This window comes from Desulfatiglans sp. (assembly GCA_012513605.1).
Classification (GTDB): domain Bacteria; phylum Desulfobacterota; class DSM-4660; order Desulfatiglandales; family HGW-15; genus JAAZBV01.
Window position 1 is genome coordinate 17,823 of record JAAZBV010000064.1, and the last position, 17,779, is coordinate 35,601.

Sequence of the window (17,779 nt, forward strand, 5' to 3'; positions counted from 1 at the left end):
TTATCAGGATTGACACCTCAAGCCAATTCTGACACAATCCCGCTTTTTCATAAGGAGTTATAATAATGACAGACTATGATGTAATCCTGTTTCATCCCCCTGCGACATATGATTTCAGACATACCCCTATGTTCCCCGGCGCATTCGGAAGAAGCGTGGAGGGGCTTCAGTTTACAAAGGTCCCGATCGGGATGTTAAGTATTGCTGATTACGTTGATAGAAACGGCTACAGGGTAATCTTGGATAACCTGGGCGACCGCATGACAAGCGATCCGGAGTTTGATGTTGAAAAACATATTAAGGGATCTTCTGCTTTGGTTTATGCAATAGGCCTTCATTTTCAGCAGCATTCTCAGGGGGGTATTGAGATCGCAAAGCTCTGCAAGAGGCATCACCCGGATTCCCTGGTGATTGTCGGAGGGCTCACAGCCACCTGTTTTCATAAAGAGATAATAGAAAAATATGATTTTATAGATGGCGTGTTAAGGGCAGAGGCGGAAAGGCCCATGCTTAAGCTATTGCAGCTCTATACAAAGAAAGGAAAGCTTGGTAATATACCCAATCTTACATACAGATCAGATGAGGGTGAAGCGATAGTGAACCCTATGATGGAGGCCAGCACTGATCTTGATGATTTTGAATATACCAGGTTTGACCTGATTGAACCCAAAACCTCCATATTCCCGGAAGATGCTGATGCGCGCTACAGCCTTGAGGTGTGCAGGGGCTGTACCTACAACTGCACCATATGCGGGGGCTCAGCCTATTCATATAAAAAATACCTCGGCATGAAAAGGCCTGCCTTTCGCAGTCCTTCAAAAATTGTGCATGACATAAAAACATTAAATGAATATGGTATCAGCTTCATCGGCCTGTTTCAGGATGCACGAATGGCAGGCAAAGGTTACTGGCAGGAGCTTTTTGATCTTCTGGTAAAGGAAAAGCCATATATTGAGAGGCTCTCGCTGGATATTCTGGCGCCAGTTGATGAAAGCTTTGTAAAGGAGGCCAGAAAGGTAACAGGGAACCTGATACTGCATCTATGCCCTGATACCGGTTCAGATGAGGTGCGAAGGCTTCTTGGCAGAAAATATACCAATGAGGATCTCCTTAAAACAATAAAGCTCTGTCACAGCTATCATATCCCTGTCACCAATTTTTTTTCGGTCGGGCTTGCAGGTGAGACTGAAAAACATATGAAAGAGACATGGGAGCTGTGGAAAAGGCTTGATGAGATGGATCATGAGGCAATGAAAAACGGCTACTTCGGGGGCTTGGGTTCATCTGTGCCGATCGGAGGCCAGATACTTGGCCCCATTGTGCTGGACCCTGGTTCAAGGGCATTTGATAACCCAAAGAAATATGGTTACAAGCTGTTATATAAAAACCTTGAGGAGTATATCTCATGGCTTTCCAAACCCTCCTGGCATCAGTGGCTCAATTATGAAACCACTACAGCAGGTAAGTATGAGATTGTGGAGATGATCCACAGGTCTATTGAGTTTACTGTAGACCAGAGAGAACGGTACGGGATCTACACCAATGGAGAGGCATACTATGAAAAATGCATGGTGGAGGCAGACCGTGCCATAGTTAAAAAGATTGATGAGATCATGAAGATCAAAAACCCTGATGAAAGGATGAGGAATGTGATCACCCTGAGGTTAACCATGGATGAGATGGAAAAAAGAAGGATGTTTTTCCCGGAGTAGATAAAATCTTCATTAAGCGCCTTATTTTTGTAGAGACGGGTTTTAAACCTGTCTCTGCGTATGCTGCTACAATATGACGGGGTGATTTTACATTGACATAAAACTCCAGACTTCTTATAGTTCATGCAATAAAAAGGGGACTCTTATCAGGCAAAGGTTTCATAAAATCAATTTGAAAACAAATCTTTTTGCGACATTACCTTGGAAAAAATTCATATCCTTTTCAGGATGCAACCGGATTCTGAATAATATTATATCATTTCTAATCCTGATTATTGTCTGGGAAATAACAGCATTGATTATCAGGCATTTGAAGGGCGCGGTTTTCCCTGGCCCTCTTGATGTATTCTTAAAATTGATTACTCTTTTTCATGGCGGGAAAATCTACAAATTTTCAATATTCTCCCATATTGCCGCAAGTCTTCTTCGATGGGCTGCCGGTTATTCGTTTGCAGTGGTTACCGGCATTTTGACAGGCGTATTTTTCGGCCTGTCGGCCCCGGCTTTTCGCCTGTGTATGCCGGTCATTTATGTGCTGCAGATTATCCCCGGTCTTGCATGGATACCGGTCGCGCTGCTATTATTCGGCTTAGACGACACATCCACTATATTTATGATTTATATGATGGGTTTTACCCCTGTTGTTATAAACACAGCCGGAGGGATTCGGTCTGTTCCGGCGCTTTATGTCAATGCTGCAAAAATTATGGGAGCCGGATGGAGAACTATTTTTTTCAGAGTGCTGATCCCTTCTGCCTCGCTTTCCATAATAAACGGTCTGCGCATAGGTCTTGCAGGCGCGTGGAGAGTTCTGATAGCCGCTGAAATGATAGCAGGAGCTGGTGTCGGCCTGGGTTTTGTAATAATCCAGTCAAGATGGTCCTTGGATTTCGAAGCCGCTTTTGCATCTGTGGTAATAATAGCCATAATCGGGCTGCTTATTGAAAACTATATTTTCAGTGTTATTGAGACGAATATCTCTCAGAAACTCGGAATAAAAACCAGAAATGAAAACCGCGCTTGAAGTTAACAACATAACGAAGATATTCAATGGATCGCTTGACGGGCAAACGATCGTGGCTCTAAAAAATATCAATTTCAAGGTTTATGTAAACGAGTTCGTAACCATTGTGGGACCTAGCGGATGCGGGAAAACGACGCTGTTGAATATCATCGCTGGCTTGATCAAGCCTGAATCCGGGAGCATATCCATTAATAATAACACTGTTAAAGGCACATGCACATGCAGGGCACTGGTCTTCCAGGAATGCGCTCTGTTTCCATGGAAAACCGCGCTGGAAAATATCGAATTCGGGCTCGAGATAAAGGGATTACAAAAGGATGAACGTAAAAAAATCGCTGAACAAAAACTTAAACTGGTAGGGCTGGAAGGATTCGGGAATTGTTATCCGCGCCAGTTGTCCGGAGGCATGAAGCAAAAGGCTCAGGTGGCAAGAGCTCTTGCCTTGAACCCGGACATACTGCTGCTGGACGAGCCGTTTGGATCATTGGACGAGATTACAAGGCTGCGCCTTGACTCTGAATTACTTGAGATTTGGGAAAAGGAAAAAAAGACAGTCCTGCTGGTCACCCATTCTCTCGAAGAAGCGCTGTTATTATCCGACAGGATCATCATGTTCAGCGCCCATCCAGGCGAAATCCGGTATGAAAACAGGATAACCGAACTGCGCCCCAGAGACCTGTTCACTCCGGAAATAATCAGTCTGAGAAAAAAATTAAGGGAGCAATTGATGTCCTGTTATCAGTAAAAAAAGGAGATTTAAAGAGTGAATGAGGTAAAAATCTGGCTGATATTAATTATAATATTAAGTTTGTGTTTTTCCTGTTCTAAAAAACAAAATGATCAGGAATCCTTGCGTCTTGTTTACCCTGAGAAGGTCAATTACGAAGCTTTCATAATTGCAAAGGAATTGAATTTTTATGAAGAGGTCGGCCTTAAGGTAAAAATAAGCCCTGTTATCGGAGGAATAAATGCCGCTGAAGCCATGATGGCCGGAGCTGCAGACTCTGCTGCAATGGGTGACGCTCCGGCAGTTATACTGGTATCGAAGAATGCTCCGGTAAAAATTGTTGTGCGCTACGGAGAAGGTACAGGCATACACAGGCTCGTAAGCAGGAAAGAGATCAGACAGCCTGCTGAACTGAAAGGAAAACGCATAGGACTCCAGTCCGGCTCAAGCACTTACGGCGGATTTTTATTATGGGCTGACAGGAACGGCCTGGATCTCAACAGCATGAATATCATTCCAATGGATCCTCTGAACATGCCAGAAGCTATGCGGACAAACCAGCTTGACGCAATCGCAGGCAGCGAGCCATGGCCTTCAAATGTTGAAAAATTATGCGGAGAAAATGTCCATGAACTGGCAAATTTTAGAAATCTGGGCAACACCTTCCCGCATGTCCTTATCATGAGCGACAGGTTTCTCTCAAAACAGCCTGATGCAGCGCTGAAGCTAATCAGGGCAATTTCATTGGCTACAGATTATCTGAATGAAAATCCTGAAGAGGCCGCGAAGATCACCTCTAAATATACAGGATTAACTATTGACAATCAGCAGAAATGCACTTCTCTCGTAAACTGGAAAACCGGATGGGATGAACGCGACCTGAGGAGCCTGGAAATAACCGCGCGTTACTTGAAGCAATTTGACAAGATAAAAGAGATACCGGAATTTGGTGATTTTATAAAAACTGATTTTTAATAATGTATTTATCCTCTCCCGTGTTCTCCGTCTTGAAAAAATAAAAGTGGTTTACACCAACGGTGAGACCTACTATGATACAAAAACAGAAACAAAAACCCCGCCAGATGACGGGGTTTTTGTTTAAATGTTATACAAGCGGACCACCCTGCGGTGCCACATCATTCGGGTCAAATGCACGTGTAAGCGCTATCCACCACTTGTCATAGTGACACATCTTCGCCTTGATATCGTCGCTTACCTCACCCATCATCAGGGCAAAGTAGCTCTCATCAAAGGCCCTGCGGCCCTGTTCCTTCGACCATTTTTCAACAGCCGCCTTGGCCTTTTCATTGGCCGGATCAAATTTACAGAATATCTCTGTTTTACCTACATGACCCTGCTCAACACCCCAGCCAAAGAATGCCCCGCCGTCATCAACTATGTGGCCTGCCTTAATGAGGGGCAGTTTGGCCTCTCCGGCCCCAATAGCCCACTTGATGGTCAGGTCTCTCTGACTCATGATCGGGATTGAACTGAATGCCCCGCCAGCGCGGAATGTCTCCCTGATGGAGGCCGTGACCCTTGTACACTGGGCAATCAGGATACCCTCTGTTTCAGGGTCTTCAAGTGACTTCATGGATTCACCCTCAGCCTCCTTAACAATTTGCTCAAGCACCTTTTTCTTGAAAGCAAAGTCATTATCAGAGTTACCTGCAATGATTACGAAGAAGCCAGGCCCCTTCTTTTCCTTGTCGAGTTGTTTGAAAATCCTTTCATCATCCTCATTGCAGGTGGCAATATTGGCTGCCACCATGGAAACATTAAAGCCCATAAGCTCCATGCATATCTCATTTTCACCCAGCCTGATCTCAGCCTGCCACATCTTTTCCACAGATGGAAAGCTGTAGTAGCGTGCCATCATGTTTTTAGGCACCTCAGCCAGGGTATACTTGGGTGATAACCCCTGGATATCATATTTAGGCGGGCCTGCCCAGTGATAGAGCTTTATAGCGGCCTTGGTAAATACGCCGGGCGTAACCCCCGGCGGCACAGCGCTTGTAAGTATTGCCCTGATGGATGGGCCAGGGCCGTCGCCGCAGAACCACTCGTCAGTTGAGCCTAGGGCCCCTGACCTTACTATCTCGCCTTCAGGTGTAACCCATTCAATGGCAAGATGGTTGCGGTCATCACCGCTTGTGCTCTGGTCAAGGTGACCATGTCCTCTGAGCATGGCTGAACAGTTGCTGCCTGCCCCCTTTACATTAAAATGCAGTCCCTTTTTAAAACACTCTGCCTGGAGCTCTGCTGTAATAACGTAGGGCTCAATAACCGCATACATGTTCTTCTCGTTTATCTCTATTATGCGGTTCATCCTGCGCATATCTAAATAAACAATGTCTTTTTTGAATGAGCCGGTCCAGCCCGTTGATACTGCGCTGAACTGAAGTTTGTATTTGTTACAGGTTTTTATAATAGCCTGAACCTGGGCCGTGTTTTCAGGGAGAACTACCGCCCCCAGATCAGAACCGTGGTATGAAGGCATTATTGCCGGGTCACAGCATATAAACTCTTCACCGACAACATCCTCTAACTCTCTAATAATATCTTTACTTAGAGCCATGTTTATATTCCCCCTTTCCTAGAGTGCTTTTGCTACAAGTTCGACGATATCGTAGACCTTGAGGCTGCTTTCGTTTTCTTCGATCGCCTGAGAGAGTGTCATCTCACACCAGGGGCATGCAGTCACGATCGCCTCTGCGCCAGTTGCTGTGGCCTCGAATATCCTTTCAGTGGCTGTCCATTCTGCAAAATCAGGATTTGATTCTATTACCCCGCCTCCTGCACCGCAGCACCATGCATATTCCCTGATCCTTTCCATCTCAATAAGCTTTACGCCCGGTATGCTCTTTATTATGTCCCGTGGCGGTTCATAGACACCCTTTGTGCCCCTTCTGTATTCCTTTGGCGGATCAAATACAAACCTGTCACCGGGGATCTTTTTGCCCTTGTAATGTCTCCAGGGTTCACCGAGCCTGCCAAGCCTGCACGGGTCATGATATGTAACCACCATGTCAAGGGCCTTTTTGGGTTTAAGTTTACCCTCTTTAATCAGCATATCAATGTACTCTGATATATGAAGCACCGTAAGGTCTCCCTTGAGTTCATATTTATCATAGAGCACCTTGAATGCATGGTATCCATCAGCACAGGCCGTTACAACTGTTTTTATGCCGGCCTTTTTTATCATGGCCATATTCATCTTTGCCTGTTTCAGGAATTCCTTTTCGTAACCCATCTGATAGGCGCGGCCTCCGCAGCAGGTTTCCATGTCGCCAAAAATGCCGAAGTTAACCTTTGCCTTTTTAAGTATCTGGGCTGTTGCCTTTGCAAGTTTGTGCATATCTTTATTGTAGCTTGTAAGACAGCCCACATGGAACAGCACATCAACCTTTTCCTTTGTTGCGTCTTTTAAGTCAAGCCCTTTGGCCCAGTCACCCCTTTTGCCCTGTACAGGCACCATTGTCCCTGTCTTTTTAAGGGTTTTTATTACCCTTTCAAGTTCAGGGTGGGTCTTGCCTTCTGCCACACACTTGATTCTCATTTCATTGATCGGTTCCTGGAGTTCCATATCCATTGCGTAATTACAGGACACACCGCATGCCCCGCACATCTGGCAGTTGTAAACTATATCCAGAAGCTTATCTGTATAATTAAAGCCGTTTTTCAGCCCTGCTGAAATGATATTTGCCCTTCCACCGCCTGAATAGCTGTGAAACTGAAACCTTGATATACTGGGGCATACATATGAAAAATCATAGCTCTTTACCTGCTGCAGGGGGATAAATTTACAGGCTGAACACCGGCAGCACATGTTTACATCGCCCTGATATTGTTCTAATCCCATTTTCGCTACCTCCTTAAATATTTCAAATACTGTTTTGAATATTGACCTAGAAACATACCTTACCCGGATTCATTACATGGTTCGGATCAAATATCTTTTTAATCCGGCGTAATGCATCGGTGGTAGCTGCGTCTCTGTTAAAGATCCAGTTTGCCTCATCACCATATGGCCTTGAGAAAAAGGCACCCATATTCATAAGCCCTTTTGTTGCCATTGATGTTAAATCCTTCACCCTGTCACTCTCTGTATAGCTGTAGGGGTCATAGAACAGGTTGAACTCACAGTGATATCCTGTTCCCTGCACAATGGGCTGTATATAGAGGCCAAGGTCAGTGGGAGAATATCCGATCTCTTCGGACATCTCTTTCATTGCTGCTATCTGACGTTCCATGTGATCATATATGGTCAGGAAGAAGATATCCTGATTTGCCCCCTTGAGGTTGAGTTTCCAGTAAGGATCATCGCCTGGTTTCTGGATCTTTTTGAGCATTGCATCCGCAGATATGAGACCCGCTGATTTAGCGGTATCAAGTCCTATACGCTGGTTCATTACAGCAATATCTTTAATATAGGCAGATATTCTTTCTTCAGGAAAATAATCATAGCCCACAATATTATAAAATAGAATATAGGGAGGAAGTGTCTCTTTTATTCTCTCATAATCTTCAACGTCTGTTGCAAAGAGCGCTGCGAGATTGGTATTGTTTAATATAAAACACTCGGTTACCATCCTGAGCCTTATGAGCCATGACATGAGATCAATGAGCTGATCAAGATCATGGGATGCTGCGAAGAAGGGCTCCTGCATCTTTGGAAGCACCTCGCACCTTATGGACATCCATGTGACAATGCCCATTGTCCCCTGCGCGCCCTGAATAAGCCTGTGCAGTGATGCTGTCCCGGGGCCGTATGGCGCCTTCTGCATTGCTCCTACCTTCCATTGATCCTTAAGTGTGCCAGGGCCTGCTGCCTGCCCTGTCCTGAACTCTTCGCCATTGCCAAAATAGAGCCCTGCGCATGCAAGGGGGTCTGACATGTCCCACTGGTATCCGGGCATCAGAACCGGTTCCCTTTCAAGTATGCTCCCTACCACTGATTTTGATTTTCTGGGAAGGAGAGGCATGTTAAGCCTTAACCCCTCTTTTGTGCAGAGAGGAATGAGCTCTTCATATGTAACGCCCGGCTCCACCATCGCAACCCTGCGGGCGCGGTCAACAAATTCGACCTTTTTCATACCGCTCAGGTCAACAATGATACTGCCGCCATTACCAGGCACAGTATCACCCCTGAAGTGCGGCGCACCTGAGCTTACCGGGACAAGCGGTGTTTTTGTTGAGTTGGCCAGTTCAATAATTTTCTGTACCTCGCCGGCAGTACCAGGTTTTACCACATATGCCGGTCTGACACGGTTTACAAAACTTATGTCACTGGAATATGTCTCCAGGTCTTCTTCCCTGTCAGAGACCTTACCGGTACCTACTATTTTTACCAGTTTTTGTTTGTCTATCATTCTTACCCCCTTTCATGCCTTTTAAATTACTGATTCTGTTAAAAAATACTAAAATTACCGATATCAGATGACATCGAATAAAAGAACTTTTGATCGTAAAAGATTTTACGGGTATTAAAAATACAGAGACTATATAAATAAGTACCTTTGAACAACATGTTCTCCGTTACCTGCCCAATATCGAAAAGGGCATCTATATTGATTTGACCGGATTTATCGTGAGGCGCAATTATGTCGGAGAGCTCTTATATTGTCAAGGTTTTAAGTTCGGTATTCAGAAATAATCTCGATAAAAATGTTTTTGAAGGCGGTATCCCATATCATAAAACCCTTTCGGTCTGTTTTTATAAATGGCGTATGGTGTTTATTTTTGTTATCCTGTCATCCGAATTGGCCGATTACACGATAAGATATTATAAAGGAGAGATATAAACATGAATATGTACCATTGGATCGAACAGATCATATATACAGAGAGAAAAAAGGCCTTACCTATTCTTTCATTCCCTGCGGTTCAGTACCTTTATGTGACAGTAAGGGAGCTGGTTGCAGACAGTAACCATATGGCAATAGGGATGAGGTCTATTGCAGACCATTTTGATATGCCAGCAGCCTTGAGTTATATGGATTTATCGGTTGAGGCAGAAGCATTCGGCGCCCTTACAGTATACGCTGCAGATGAGGTGCCAACAATAATCGGCAGGCTCATTAATAACAGGAATGATGCAGAGGCATTAAAGGTGCCTGATGTAGGCGCTGGTCGTACAGGTGTGAATATAGAAACCATACGCAAGGCCAAGATGCTTATCAGTGACAGGCCTGTTTTTGCGCAGTGTATCGGCCCGTTTTCTCTTACCGGAAGGTTGATGAATGTAAATGATGTTATGATGCACTGCTATGAAGAGCCGGAAATGGTTCATGTGATATTGCGGAAGGCCACAGATTTTATTTTATCATATGCAAAGGCGCTTAAAAAAATTGGGGCCAACGGGATAATACTCGCGGAGCCCCTGGCAGGGCTTCTTTCACCGCCGCTCATAAATGAGTTCTCCACCCCTTATGTACATGAAATTGTCTCTGCCCTGCAGGATAGACATTTTATTGTCATCTACCATAACTGCGGAAATGCTGTGCCCCATCTGCTGGATTCCATAATGGATACCGGCTGCTTTGCCTTTCATTTTGGTGATTCAGTAGATATCAGGGCCATACTTGAAAAGGTGCCACGAAACTATCTTGTGATGGGAAATATCAGCCCGTCAAAGGTCTTCAGGGTAAAAACCACTGAAGAGGTAAGGCTTGAAACACTCAAGCTTTTAAACAGCTGCGGCATGTTTAATAATTTTGTCCTGTCCTCAGGATGTGATATCCCCCCGAACGTGGATCTTGATAATGTGGAGACATTTTTTAAGACGGCAGATGGGTTCTATTACAGGCAGAGTTTGAGGAATGCAATTGCCTGATTTCTGATCGTATAAGTCTAAGGAAAAGGGAAGATCTCATATATGAAAAGGGTCTTCCCTGCATATCTATAAATACCTCTTTTTTATATCCGGAAATAGTAAACCGGCATGTCATCGATATAACAATTTTATGTCAAATATTTGGCAAAAACAAACAATGGATTAACCTCCTAACGGTGTATTCATTGTTATTTCTATTAATAATAACGATATAAAAATAAGATTAACATGGCATGATATATGCAAACAGGGTTTGTTGATCAGAGCAAATCTATTTATAACTAAAATTAAGTCACACGATTTAGATTTTTAATAAATAATTTAATGGAGAATGAAAATGAAAAAGTTAAATCTGGTATTCTGTTTATCTCTTCTGATTATGGCGCAAGGCTTATTTGCTGCAGCCGTGGATCTGGATGGAATTGATATCCACGGCTATGTCAGTCAGGGGTATTTAAAGAGTGATGAAAACAACTATCTTCTCAACTCAAAGGATGGCAGTTTTGAATTCACGGAACTGGGTATAAATTTTTCAAAAGAGTTTGATAAATTAAGAGTAGGATTGCAGCTCCTTTCAAGGGATATGGGGGAATTCGGGAATAATGAGATTAAACTAGACTGGGCCATGGGCGATTATCATTTTAAAGATTATCTTGGTTTCAGGGTGGGCAAGGTAAAAATCCCTGTAGGATTCTACAACGCGGGGAGAGATGTGGACATGCTTCGTCTACCTGTTATGCTCCCTGCAGCCATATATGATGAAGGGGGTCGTGACACTGTGAATGCTTTTCAGGGGGCCGGGATTTATGGAGTTATAACTCCCAAGGTTATAGGAGAATTTGATTACGAATTGTACTATGGCACTATCAATAATCCTATTGATTCGATCTATATAAAAGGTGCCCAGGAAAAAATAACATCAGAATTCCCTGCAGGCACCTCCTCAGAAATCAACTCCCTTACGACAAAGTACATAGCAGGTGGAGCTTTACGTTGGACCCCACTGGATGGGCTCAGGTTGGGATTTACCTATTCCAAAAGTGAACTGGATGTAAACGGCACAGTAACCAACCCCATTTTTCAATACCTATTCGGAGCCACTTCAACTACTGTTCTCATGGATCTAGAATCTATACGCAGTGTGGGTTCGCTTGAATATACATGGGATGATTTCACCTTTGCAGCGGAATATGTATCTGCTGAGCTCACACATAAGGGTGTTGTTGTAGGGATGGGGCCAAGCCCGGCACAGAGTGTTACAAGTATCGGATGGTATTTGCAGGGAAACTATCAAATTGATGAAAAGTTTGCAGTGGGCCTGTATTATTCTGAATTTTATGCAGATAAAAATGACAAGCATGGAACGACCCTGGTAGAAAATTATGCTGCATGGCAGAAGGAAATAGTCCCTTCTTTGCGATATGATATCTCGGATAATATGATTGTCAAAGGAGAAGTTCATTTTATAGACGGTGTTGCCCAGGTTTATAATTTCAACAACCCGGATGGAAGAGAAAAAGACTGGGTTCTGTATGCGCTTAAGGCAACATACAGTTTTTAACCTGGATATCGGGAAATAGAATGCATGTGATAAACCAGGAATTAACAGCAGAAAACTGAAGATGACAATTCAGTGCGGTCACAATTTCTGGAATAAAAATGACATATACGAACATTCTCAAAATATGGAGAAAAAAATGAAATCGATTATTGCCACATTATTTTTTATATTTTTCTATACAGGTTCTGCAGTAGCCTCTGAATACATTATTATCGCAAACGAGTCAGTGCAGGGCGATGCGATCAGCAATAATGACGCAGCGCAGATATTTATAGGGAAAAAAAGGGCCTGGGAAAATGGAGATACTATTGTTCCGGTTACCTTGACCAACGGCACCACGCATGAAAATTTTTTAAAAGAAGTAGTAAACAAAAGTCCACTGCAATTCAAAACCTATTGGAAAAATGTGGTATTTACTGGCAAGGGCCAGGCTTTAAAGAATTTTGATTCTGAAAGTGACCTGGTTTCATTTGTCGTGAACACAAAAGGGGCTATCGGGTATATCTCTAGCAATACACAATGTTCAGGTGCCAAGATATTAACAATCAGATAAAACCGCTGTTACAGATTGACAGTAACAATCTTTTACTAGCGCTATGCAGGTTAAGGGAGAGTAAATGTTTAATTCCATAACGATCTCAAAAAAAATATGGATTTGCCTGGGTATTCTGATTTTAGGCTATTTTTCATCAAATGTTTTTGGATTTATTAACAGCAGGAAGACAGTTTTCAGTTTGAGAAATGTTTCTGAGTATATATTCCCTGCTTCCCGTTTAAGCCAGGAGGCGCTTACATCTTTTAACGATCAGATTAAGGGATATAATGATGCGATTTTAACAGGAGATGAAACCCTGTTTAAAGCCACCGAGGAAAAGGCGGACAAGGCAAAAGAGTCGCTCAAGTCAATAGCTTCTCTACCCGGAATCAATGGAGATATATCCAAAAAGATAGACGATGCAATTGAAAGCCTGAGTCTGTTTACAGCATCAGCACAATCCATATATTTAGCCATGGCAACAAACTCTGCCGATGCAGAAAAAGAGGGAGAGGCAGCGCTCCTAGCAAGGAAGACAGAAGAATTGAGAGCGGCATTTATCTCTTTTACCAATCTCTTTGTAGAGGAACTGAAGAAAGAGTTGACCACGACGGGAGAGTCTGTAAGAGAACAACAGACTTTAAATATGTGGGCTTTTCTTTTTATTGTCATTATTGTCTGTACCCTAACGACTTTTATATCTGCCAGGTTTATAACCTATCCGATTAAAAAGACAATTGAAGTAATGAAGGAAATTGCAGATGGAAACCTGACCAGGAGACTTGAAATAAAAAGCCGTGATGAAATTGGCGAAATGGGTAGTTCCTTTAATGCTTTTATCGAAAAGCTTGAAAAAATGATCTTTGATATTTCCAGGAATGCCGATGAATTAAAAGGGTCGGCATATAATCTTAATGAGTTGTCAGTCAGCCTCCAGTCAGGCGCCAATCAAATGACCAAAAAGTCAAATGCGGTTACATCCTCTTCAGAAATCATGAGTGATAATCTTATCTCAGTTGCTTCGGCCATAGAACAGGCGAGTAACAACGTCAATTCAATGGCAGATGATACAAGAAAAATGAGCGACACGGTTACTGAAATTGCAAAAAATTCCGAGACTGCAAAAAATGTCACAACAGATGCAGTGGAAAAGACAAAGGCTGCATCTATTAAAGTAGGCGAACTTGGCATTTCCACAAAAGATATAGGCAAGGTTACTGAAGCGATAACAGAAATATCCGAGCAGACTAATTTACTTGCGTTAAATGCCACAATAGAAGCCGCACGTGCAGGCGAAGCCGGCAAGGGATTCGCTGTTGTCGCCACAGAAATAAAACAACTGGCAGCCCAGACTGCAAATGCAACCCAGGAGATAAAAACTAAAATAGAACAGATACAGCTTTCCACTGCTGAAACTGTTACTCAAATCGATGAAATTGCGCAGGTCATTGATAATGTAAATTCGTCAGTCACTATAATAAACACTGCTGTAGAAGATCAGTCAATGACTACACAGGAATTTGCAGATAAATTAAAAGATACCGCCCTTGGAATCAGAGAGATAAATGATAATATCTCAAGCAGCTCTATTTCATCCAAAGAGATATCTTCAGACATACTTGATATGGATAAATCAGTAAACGAGTTTTCGATCAGCAGTCATGATGTGAGTACTAATACCCAGGAGCTTTTTAAGCTGGCAGAGAAGCTAAAAAAAGTGGTTGATAAATTTGTCATTTCAGACTTCAAAGAGAATAATGATCCGGTATCATATGTTTAAAAATAATAGGCCCATATCCGTGGAGATATGAGCCTGTGTAAACGTTGAGGTTATGGATGATCAAAGACCATCTGCTGTACCTCTACGCCGGTTATCGCCCCCAATTTTTGTGTAAATTTTTTGAATGAGGCATTGCTGCCAACATATTCAACCAGCAGGAGACCATTGGGTCCTCCTTTTGCGCCGGGCTCATGCAGGCCCAACCGTGTCTTGATATATTTACCAAATTCAGTCAATACCTCCTGCACCTGTACCGCATGCTTTAACCTCTTTGTAATATGAATCCCGCAAATAAGATGTTTGGACTTGGCCATGATGTTACCTCCTGATGAATGGGTTGTTTTTGATAAGACTTGATAACCTCAGTTTTATTGAATCTGTTCACACATACTTAATGGTTGGAATTTTAAATTATATTTTTGATTAAGACAAACTTATTTTGTATTAACACCCTGTATTATCCTGAGGACGCTGCAACTTACCAAATAAATACGATCCTTTTCTTCTACAAAATCAATTTCAACAGCAGGAGTTATATTTAATTTCTCACGAATCTTCTGTGGGATAGTGACTTGCCCTTTGTTGTAACTCTCATATGTTGTCTCCAGTAATAAGTAATACCGGGAATAGCAATACTGTCAATATTTTTTGTCAAACGATGCTGATTACCGCCCTGGAAAGCGTTTTAGCCCGGTCCGGCAGATTAGCGGTTATGAATTTCCATTGATTGTTTTACTTACATTGCTTTTGAATGAACCAACAAGCACTGGTTTGAATGAGTTATGTGAATTTGGTATTGCTCTCATAATTTTTGTATTTTTCTTGCGAATTTTGCCAACCATTCCTTCAGTTCTGAAACCAAATATTGGAACTTTTTTAACCCCAGTTTTCAAACGCTCTATGGATGTGTCTACAGAGACTTCGTATGATATTTCAAAAGGCTCTTTGCCAAATATAAACTGAATAAAATGATTCATAGTATGATTTCATAACGCCTTTCTCACCTGACGGTGTGGAGCGGCCAGCGGAACACCGGTCAGGTGCAGAAAAATGTTAGCGCTTTATTTAATCGTATCCAAAAACCTAAAGCTGTCTTTATGCTTATCTATCCCGAATAAAAATAATTGACCAAGCTTTTTATCCCACTGTTGCTCCGCCAAGTTATGGATTTTCCTATTTTCAATCCCTATGTAGCCTAATTTCTTGACCCCTTCCTTCGGATTAGGCTTGTAGGTGATTGTTGAAGGGGGCATAAGGTCGAATCTATCGAGAGGAAAAAATGGTTCGACATCATCTGGATCATTGAAGGCTAAACCAAATAAGATATTGCCATTACTGAAATTGTCGTTAATTCTTCTGAATAAATCGCGTATATTAACACCGCCACGATGAGATATGGCGGCACTGGAAAATGTATCCAATTTAGGAAAACCATGCTTTTCGTTTTTAACATAGCAATTATTATAGACTGCCTCCCAATAATCAAAAGGAGATTTACTTGATTCCCTTGCAAATTCTTGAAGTGAAAGCCAATAATTTTTAAGTTCATTGATGCCTTCTCTTAGATTTTCTAATGCGTTTTCTTCATTGCCCTTTCTACGCTGCTTTCCTTCCACCAGAAGGACATCTCCTTTCGATGAAAAAGCGAGAAGATCAGGTCTGCAATCGCCTTTTGGGCGAAAGTTACAAAGAATGAAAACTTTTTCTTTCTGAAAATTGCGAAAAAATGGATATTCAGATAGGCGGCCATTCAATATCATATTCGCGAACGGATACACAGTGAGATATCTTTCCCTTTGGCCTGTCAAAAGGCTTCCATGAGTTAGGAAAGCGATTGCATCTGATTTCACAGAACCAATTTGCCATTCAAGAGAATTCTTATATCCCATAATGAGCGTATCCTTCCTTCCTTTTTGTCATTTATCAAAGCTGTTGCAAAAAAGTTCGTCTTCAATTGAGCTTCTTCATCTTTAATGCCACGCTAACTAAGAAATCAGCCGCTAGGTTTTTGTGTCCGCTGAATTTTCATGTTGGGTTTCCACATAAAAAATATTTTAAAAATCATCATGCAGCTGAGTTTTTATATAAGAAGCCAATTCATCAATTGGATTTGAAATATTGACTTTTACAAAATCCTGAGTTTGTTTCACTGCTGTTTCTTTATATACACTAAGCTCTTCAAGTGACCATTTCTCTTCAGGCCGTTTAATATGTGGTATTGGATGATGATAAATTTTATCCGATAATTCTTCTAGTTTTTTTGTATATGGAAATAATGCATTGATAAGCCCTACGGTTTCAAATAAACTCTGCTTTTCACGTGCTAGCCCGATCGCTTGATCTTCACTTTTTTTCATCCACCTTAGTGCCTCCTCCTGATTTATTGAGTCCTTAGGGCTACCTTCTAGTTTCCATCGGTATTCATGAAAATCCGAATTTATAAATGACTCAAAGCGTGAAACATATAACTGAGAAATGATAACATTTTGTCCAATAAGCTTGCTATAAACCTTTTGCCTACTTTGATAATCATTAAGCCTGATTTGGGCAGAAAGCCCCCAATAGTAGGTCAGATAGCTACTCACAATGGCAATTAAAAGGGTCATTAATGATGATACTATAATAGTTTTCCATTTCGAATTGTTATTGTCTTTTGACATACTATCTCCCTTTTTTGACACCCACTTTAAATAACGAGCCGGCGAGTTTTTCCGCCGGTAACGTTGATTTGGAGGTTATGGATTATCACTTTGTTTAATTATTTTAGCCTGAACTGAAAATAGGTTTAACCCAGCTTTTAAAATATTTTTTTTCGCTTTTTCTTTTATTTCATACCCCAAGGTATGGGCATAAGACTTTTCAACTTTAAAGATATTGTCATTTGCTTTATGGCATGTAACAACTTTTCTAGTAGCCTCTCCTGCTTCATGGATTATAAATTTCCTTGCTAAGTTATTGCTATTAAAATTTTTATAAAATACTGAAGGATCTTCTATTTTCCATATGTACTCTAATTCTATAGTTAACCATTTTTTATCTAAAGTTGGGATTTCATGGGTTTCTATTTCTTGAAAATTATATTTTTTGAAATAGTGAGTTTTCTGAATAAACGGCATTTTAAAGTATTCACCAGGAACCTTGTATGTTTTCCCTGTAAGTTCGCCGAACTGTGTAATAACAACCAAATCATCCTCTTCGACAATGAACCGCCCATTTACATAAGATACAGCAATAAGGGCTAGTAAAAATATAACTATAGAAATATATTTCATATTCAAGTTCCTTCCATAATCGACGGCGCTGACCAGTGGCGCGAGGATTGCTGGGCCGAAGGCACATGCAATCCCGTGACATCTGAGTCCAGTGCCTTGTTCTGGCGCAAGGCGCCGGGACAAGGTGCTTGACGGAGTCAGCGCCGTCGATTCACGGCGACGCAGTCGCCGTGAACATGCCAATAACCAGCCATGTAGTTTATGGTCTGGTTAATTGGGCTGGTTAACATTATTTCGAGGTTATTATGGAACTTATTAAGGTTTTGAATCATCGTGAGTATCCGAGGTCATGGATTCGTTACTGTGTTGAATTATTTGTTGTGTCGTTTGTCC

Annotated in this window: 17 protein-coding genes; 8 read left to right on the forward strand and 9 right to left on the reverse strand. The window is 42.0% G+C overall.

Annotation, left to right across the window (positions count from 1 at the left end; genetic code table 11):
* The first annotated feature begins 65 nt into the window (after positions 1-65).
* The 4 genes from GX654_08135 to GX654_08150 all read left to right on the forward strand — a co-directional run bounded on the left by GX654_08135 (position 66) and on the right by GX654_08150 (position 4,438).
* Positions 66-1,712, forward strand: coding sequence for a radical SAM protein (locus GX654_08135; protein NLD36822.1), 1,647 nt, complete (start codon positions 66-68; stop codon positions 1,710-1,712).
* Between the two features lie 172 nt (positions 1,713-1,884).
* A complete protein-coding gene (locus GX654_08140; GenBank protein ID NLD36823.1) occupies positions 1,885-2,736 on the forward strand; it encodes an ABC transporter permease in 852 nt (283 codons plus the stop codon).
* Positions 2,720-3,481: an ABC transporter ATP-binding protein gene (locus tag GX654_08145; GenBank protein NLD36824.1), complete on the forward strand. Its 762-nt coding sequence runs from the start codon at positions 2,720-2,722 to the stop codon at positions 3,479-3,481. The genes GX654_08140 and GX654_08145 overlap by 17 nt, the downstream gene beginning before the upstream one ends.
* An 18-nt stretch (positions 3,482-3,499) precedes the next feature.
* Positions 3,500-4,438: an ABC transporter substrate-binding protein gene (locus GX654_08150; GenBank protein NLD36825.1), complete on the forward strand. Its 939-nt coding sequence runs from the start codon at positions 3,500-3,502 to the stop codon at positions 4,436-4,438.
* Between the two features lie 130 nt (positions 4,439-4,568).
* Here the strand turns inward: GX654_08150 and GX654_08155 are convergent, their stop codons facing one another.
* The 3 genes from GX654_08155 to GX654_08165 are packed head-to-tail and all read right to left on the reverse strand — an operon-like array spanning position 4,569 to position 8,835.
* Complete coding sequence (locus GX654_08155) at positions 4,569-6,041, reverse strand: FAD-dependent oxidoreductase (protein ID NLD36826.1); 1,473 nt, start codon at positions 6,039-6,041, stop codon at positions 4,569-4,571.
* 18 nt (positions 6,042-6,059) lie between these two features.
* Positions 6,060-7,325, reverse strand: coding sequence for a (Fe-S)-binding protein (locus tag GX654_08160; GenBank protein NLD36827.1), 1,266 nt, complete (start codon positions 7,323-7,325; stop codon positions 6,060-6,062).
* Between the two features lie 46 nt (positions 7,326-7,371).
* Positions 7,372-8,835, reverse strand: coding sequence for an FAD-binding oxidoreductase (locus tag GX654_08165; GenBank protein NLD36828.1), 1,464 nt, complete (start codon positions 8,833-8,835; stop codon positions 7,372-7,374).
* A 434-nt stretch (positions 8,836-9,269) separates the two neighbouring features.
* Between GX654_08165 and GX654_08170 the strand changes: the two genes are divergently transcribed.
* From GX654_08170 to GX654_08185, 4 genes are all read left to right on the forward strand, one after another.
* Positions 9,270-10,298, forward strand: a complete 1,029-nt coding sequence (locus GX654_08170) for a methyltransferase (protein NLD36829.1) — start codon at positions 9,270-9,272, stop codon at positions 10,296-10,298.
* 337 nt (positions 10,299-10,635) lie between these two features.
* On the forward strand, positions 10,636-11,859 hold the full coding sequence (locus GX654_08175) for a hypothetical protein (GenBank protein ID NLD36830.1): 1,224 nt from the start codon (positions 10,636-10,638) through the stop codon (positions 11,857-11,859).
* Between the two features lie 136 nt (positions 11,860-11,995).
* Positions 11,996-12,412, forward strand: coding sequence for a hypothetical protein (locus GX654_08180; protein ID NLD36831.1), 417 nt, complete (start codon positions 11,996-11,998; stop codon positions 12,410-12,412).
* Between the two features lie 181 nt (positions 12,413-12,593).
* On the forward strand, positions 12,594-14,174 hold the full coding sequence (locus tag GX654_08185) for a methyl-accepting chemotaxis protein (protein ID NLD36832.1): 1,581 nt from the start codon (positions 12,594-12,596) through the stop codon (positions 14,172-14,174).
* 50 nt (positions 14,175-14,224) lie between these two features.
* Here the strand turns inward: GX654_08185 and GX654_08190 are convergent, their stop codons facing one another.
* From GX654_08190 to GX654_08215, 6 genes are all read right to left on the reverse strand, one after another.
* A complete protein-coding gene (locus GX654_08190; GenBank protein NLD36833.1) occupies positions 14,225-14,488 on the reverse strand; it encodes a hypothetical protein in 264 nt (87 codons plus the stop codon).
* Between the two features lie 120 nt (positions 14,489-14,608).
* On the reverse strand, positions 14,609-14,782 hold the full coding sequence (locus tag GX654_08195; protein ID NLD36834.1) for an AbrB/MazE/SpoVT family DNA-binding domain-containing protein: 174 nt from the start codon (positions 14,780-14,782) through the stop codon (positions 14,609-14,611).
* Between the two features lie 102 nt (positions 14,783-14,884).
* Positions 14,885-15,151, reverse strand: a complete 267-nt coding sequence (locus GX654_08200) for a hypothetical protein (GenBank protein NLD36835.1) — start codon at positions 15,149-15,151, stop codon at positions 14,885-14,887.
* A gap of 84 nt (positions 15,152-15,235) precedes the next feature.
* On the reverse strand, positions 15,236-16,063 hold the full coding sequence (locus tag GX654_08205) for a hypothetical protein (protein ID NLD36836.1): 828 nt from the start codon (positions 16,061-16,063) through the stop codon (positions 15,236-15,238).
* Positions 16,064-16,228: 165 nt separating this feature from the next.
* The gene (locus GX654_08210; protein ID NLD36837.1) at positions 16,229-16,834 is read right to left on the reverse strand and encodes a hypothetical protein; all 606 of its coding nucleotides are present in this window, start codon (positions 16,832-16,834) and stop codon (positions 16,229-16,231) included.
* Positions 16,835-16,909: 75 nt separating this feature from the next.
* Positions 16,910-17,446, reverse strand: a complete 537-nt coding sequence (locus GX654_08215; GenBank protein ID NLD36838.1) for a hypothetical protein — start codon at positions 17,444-17,446, stop codon at positions 16,910-16,912.
* Positions 17,447-17,779: the final 333 nt, after the last annotated feature.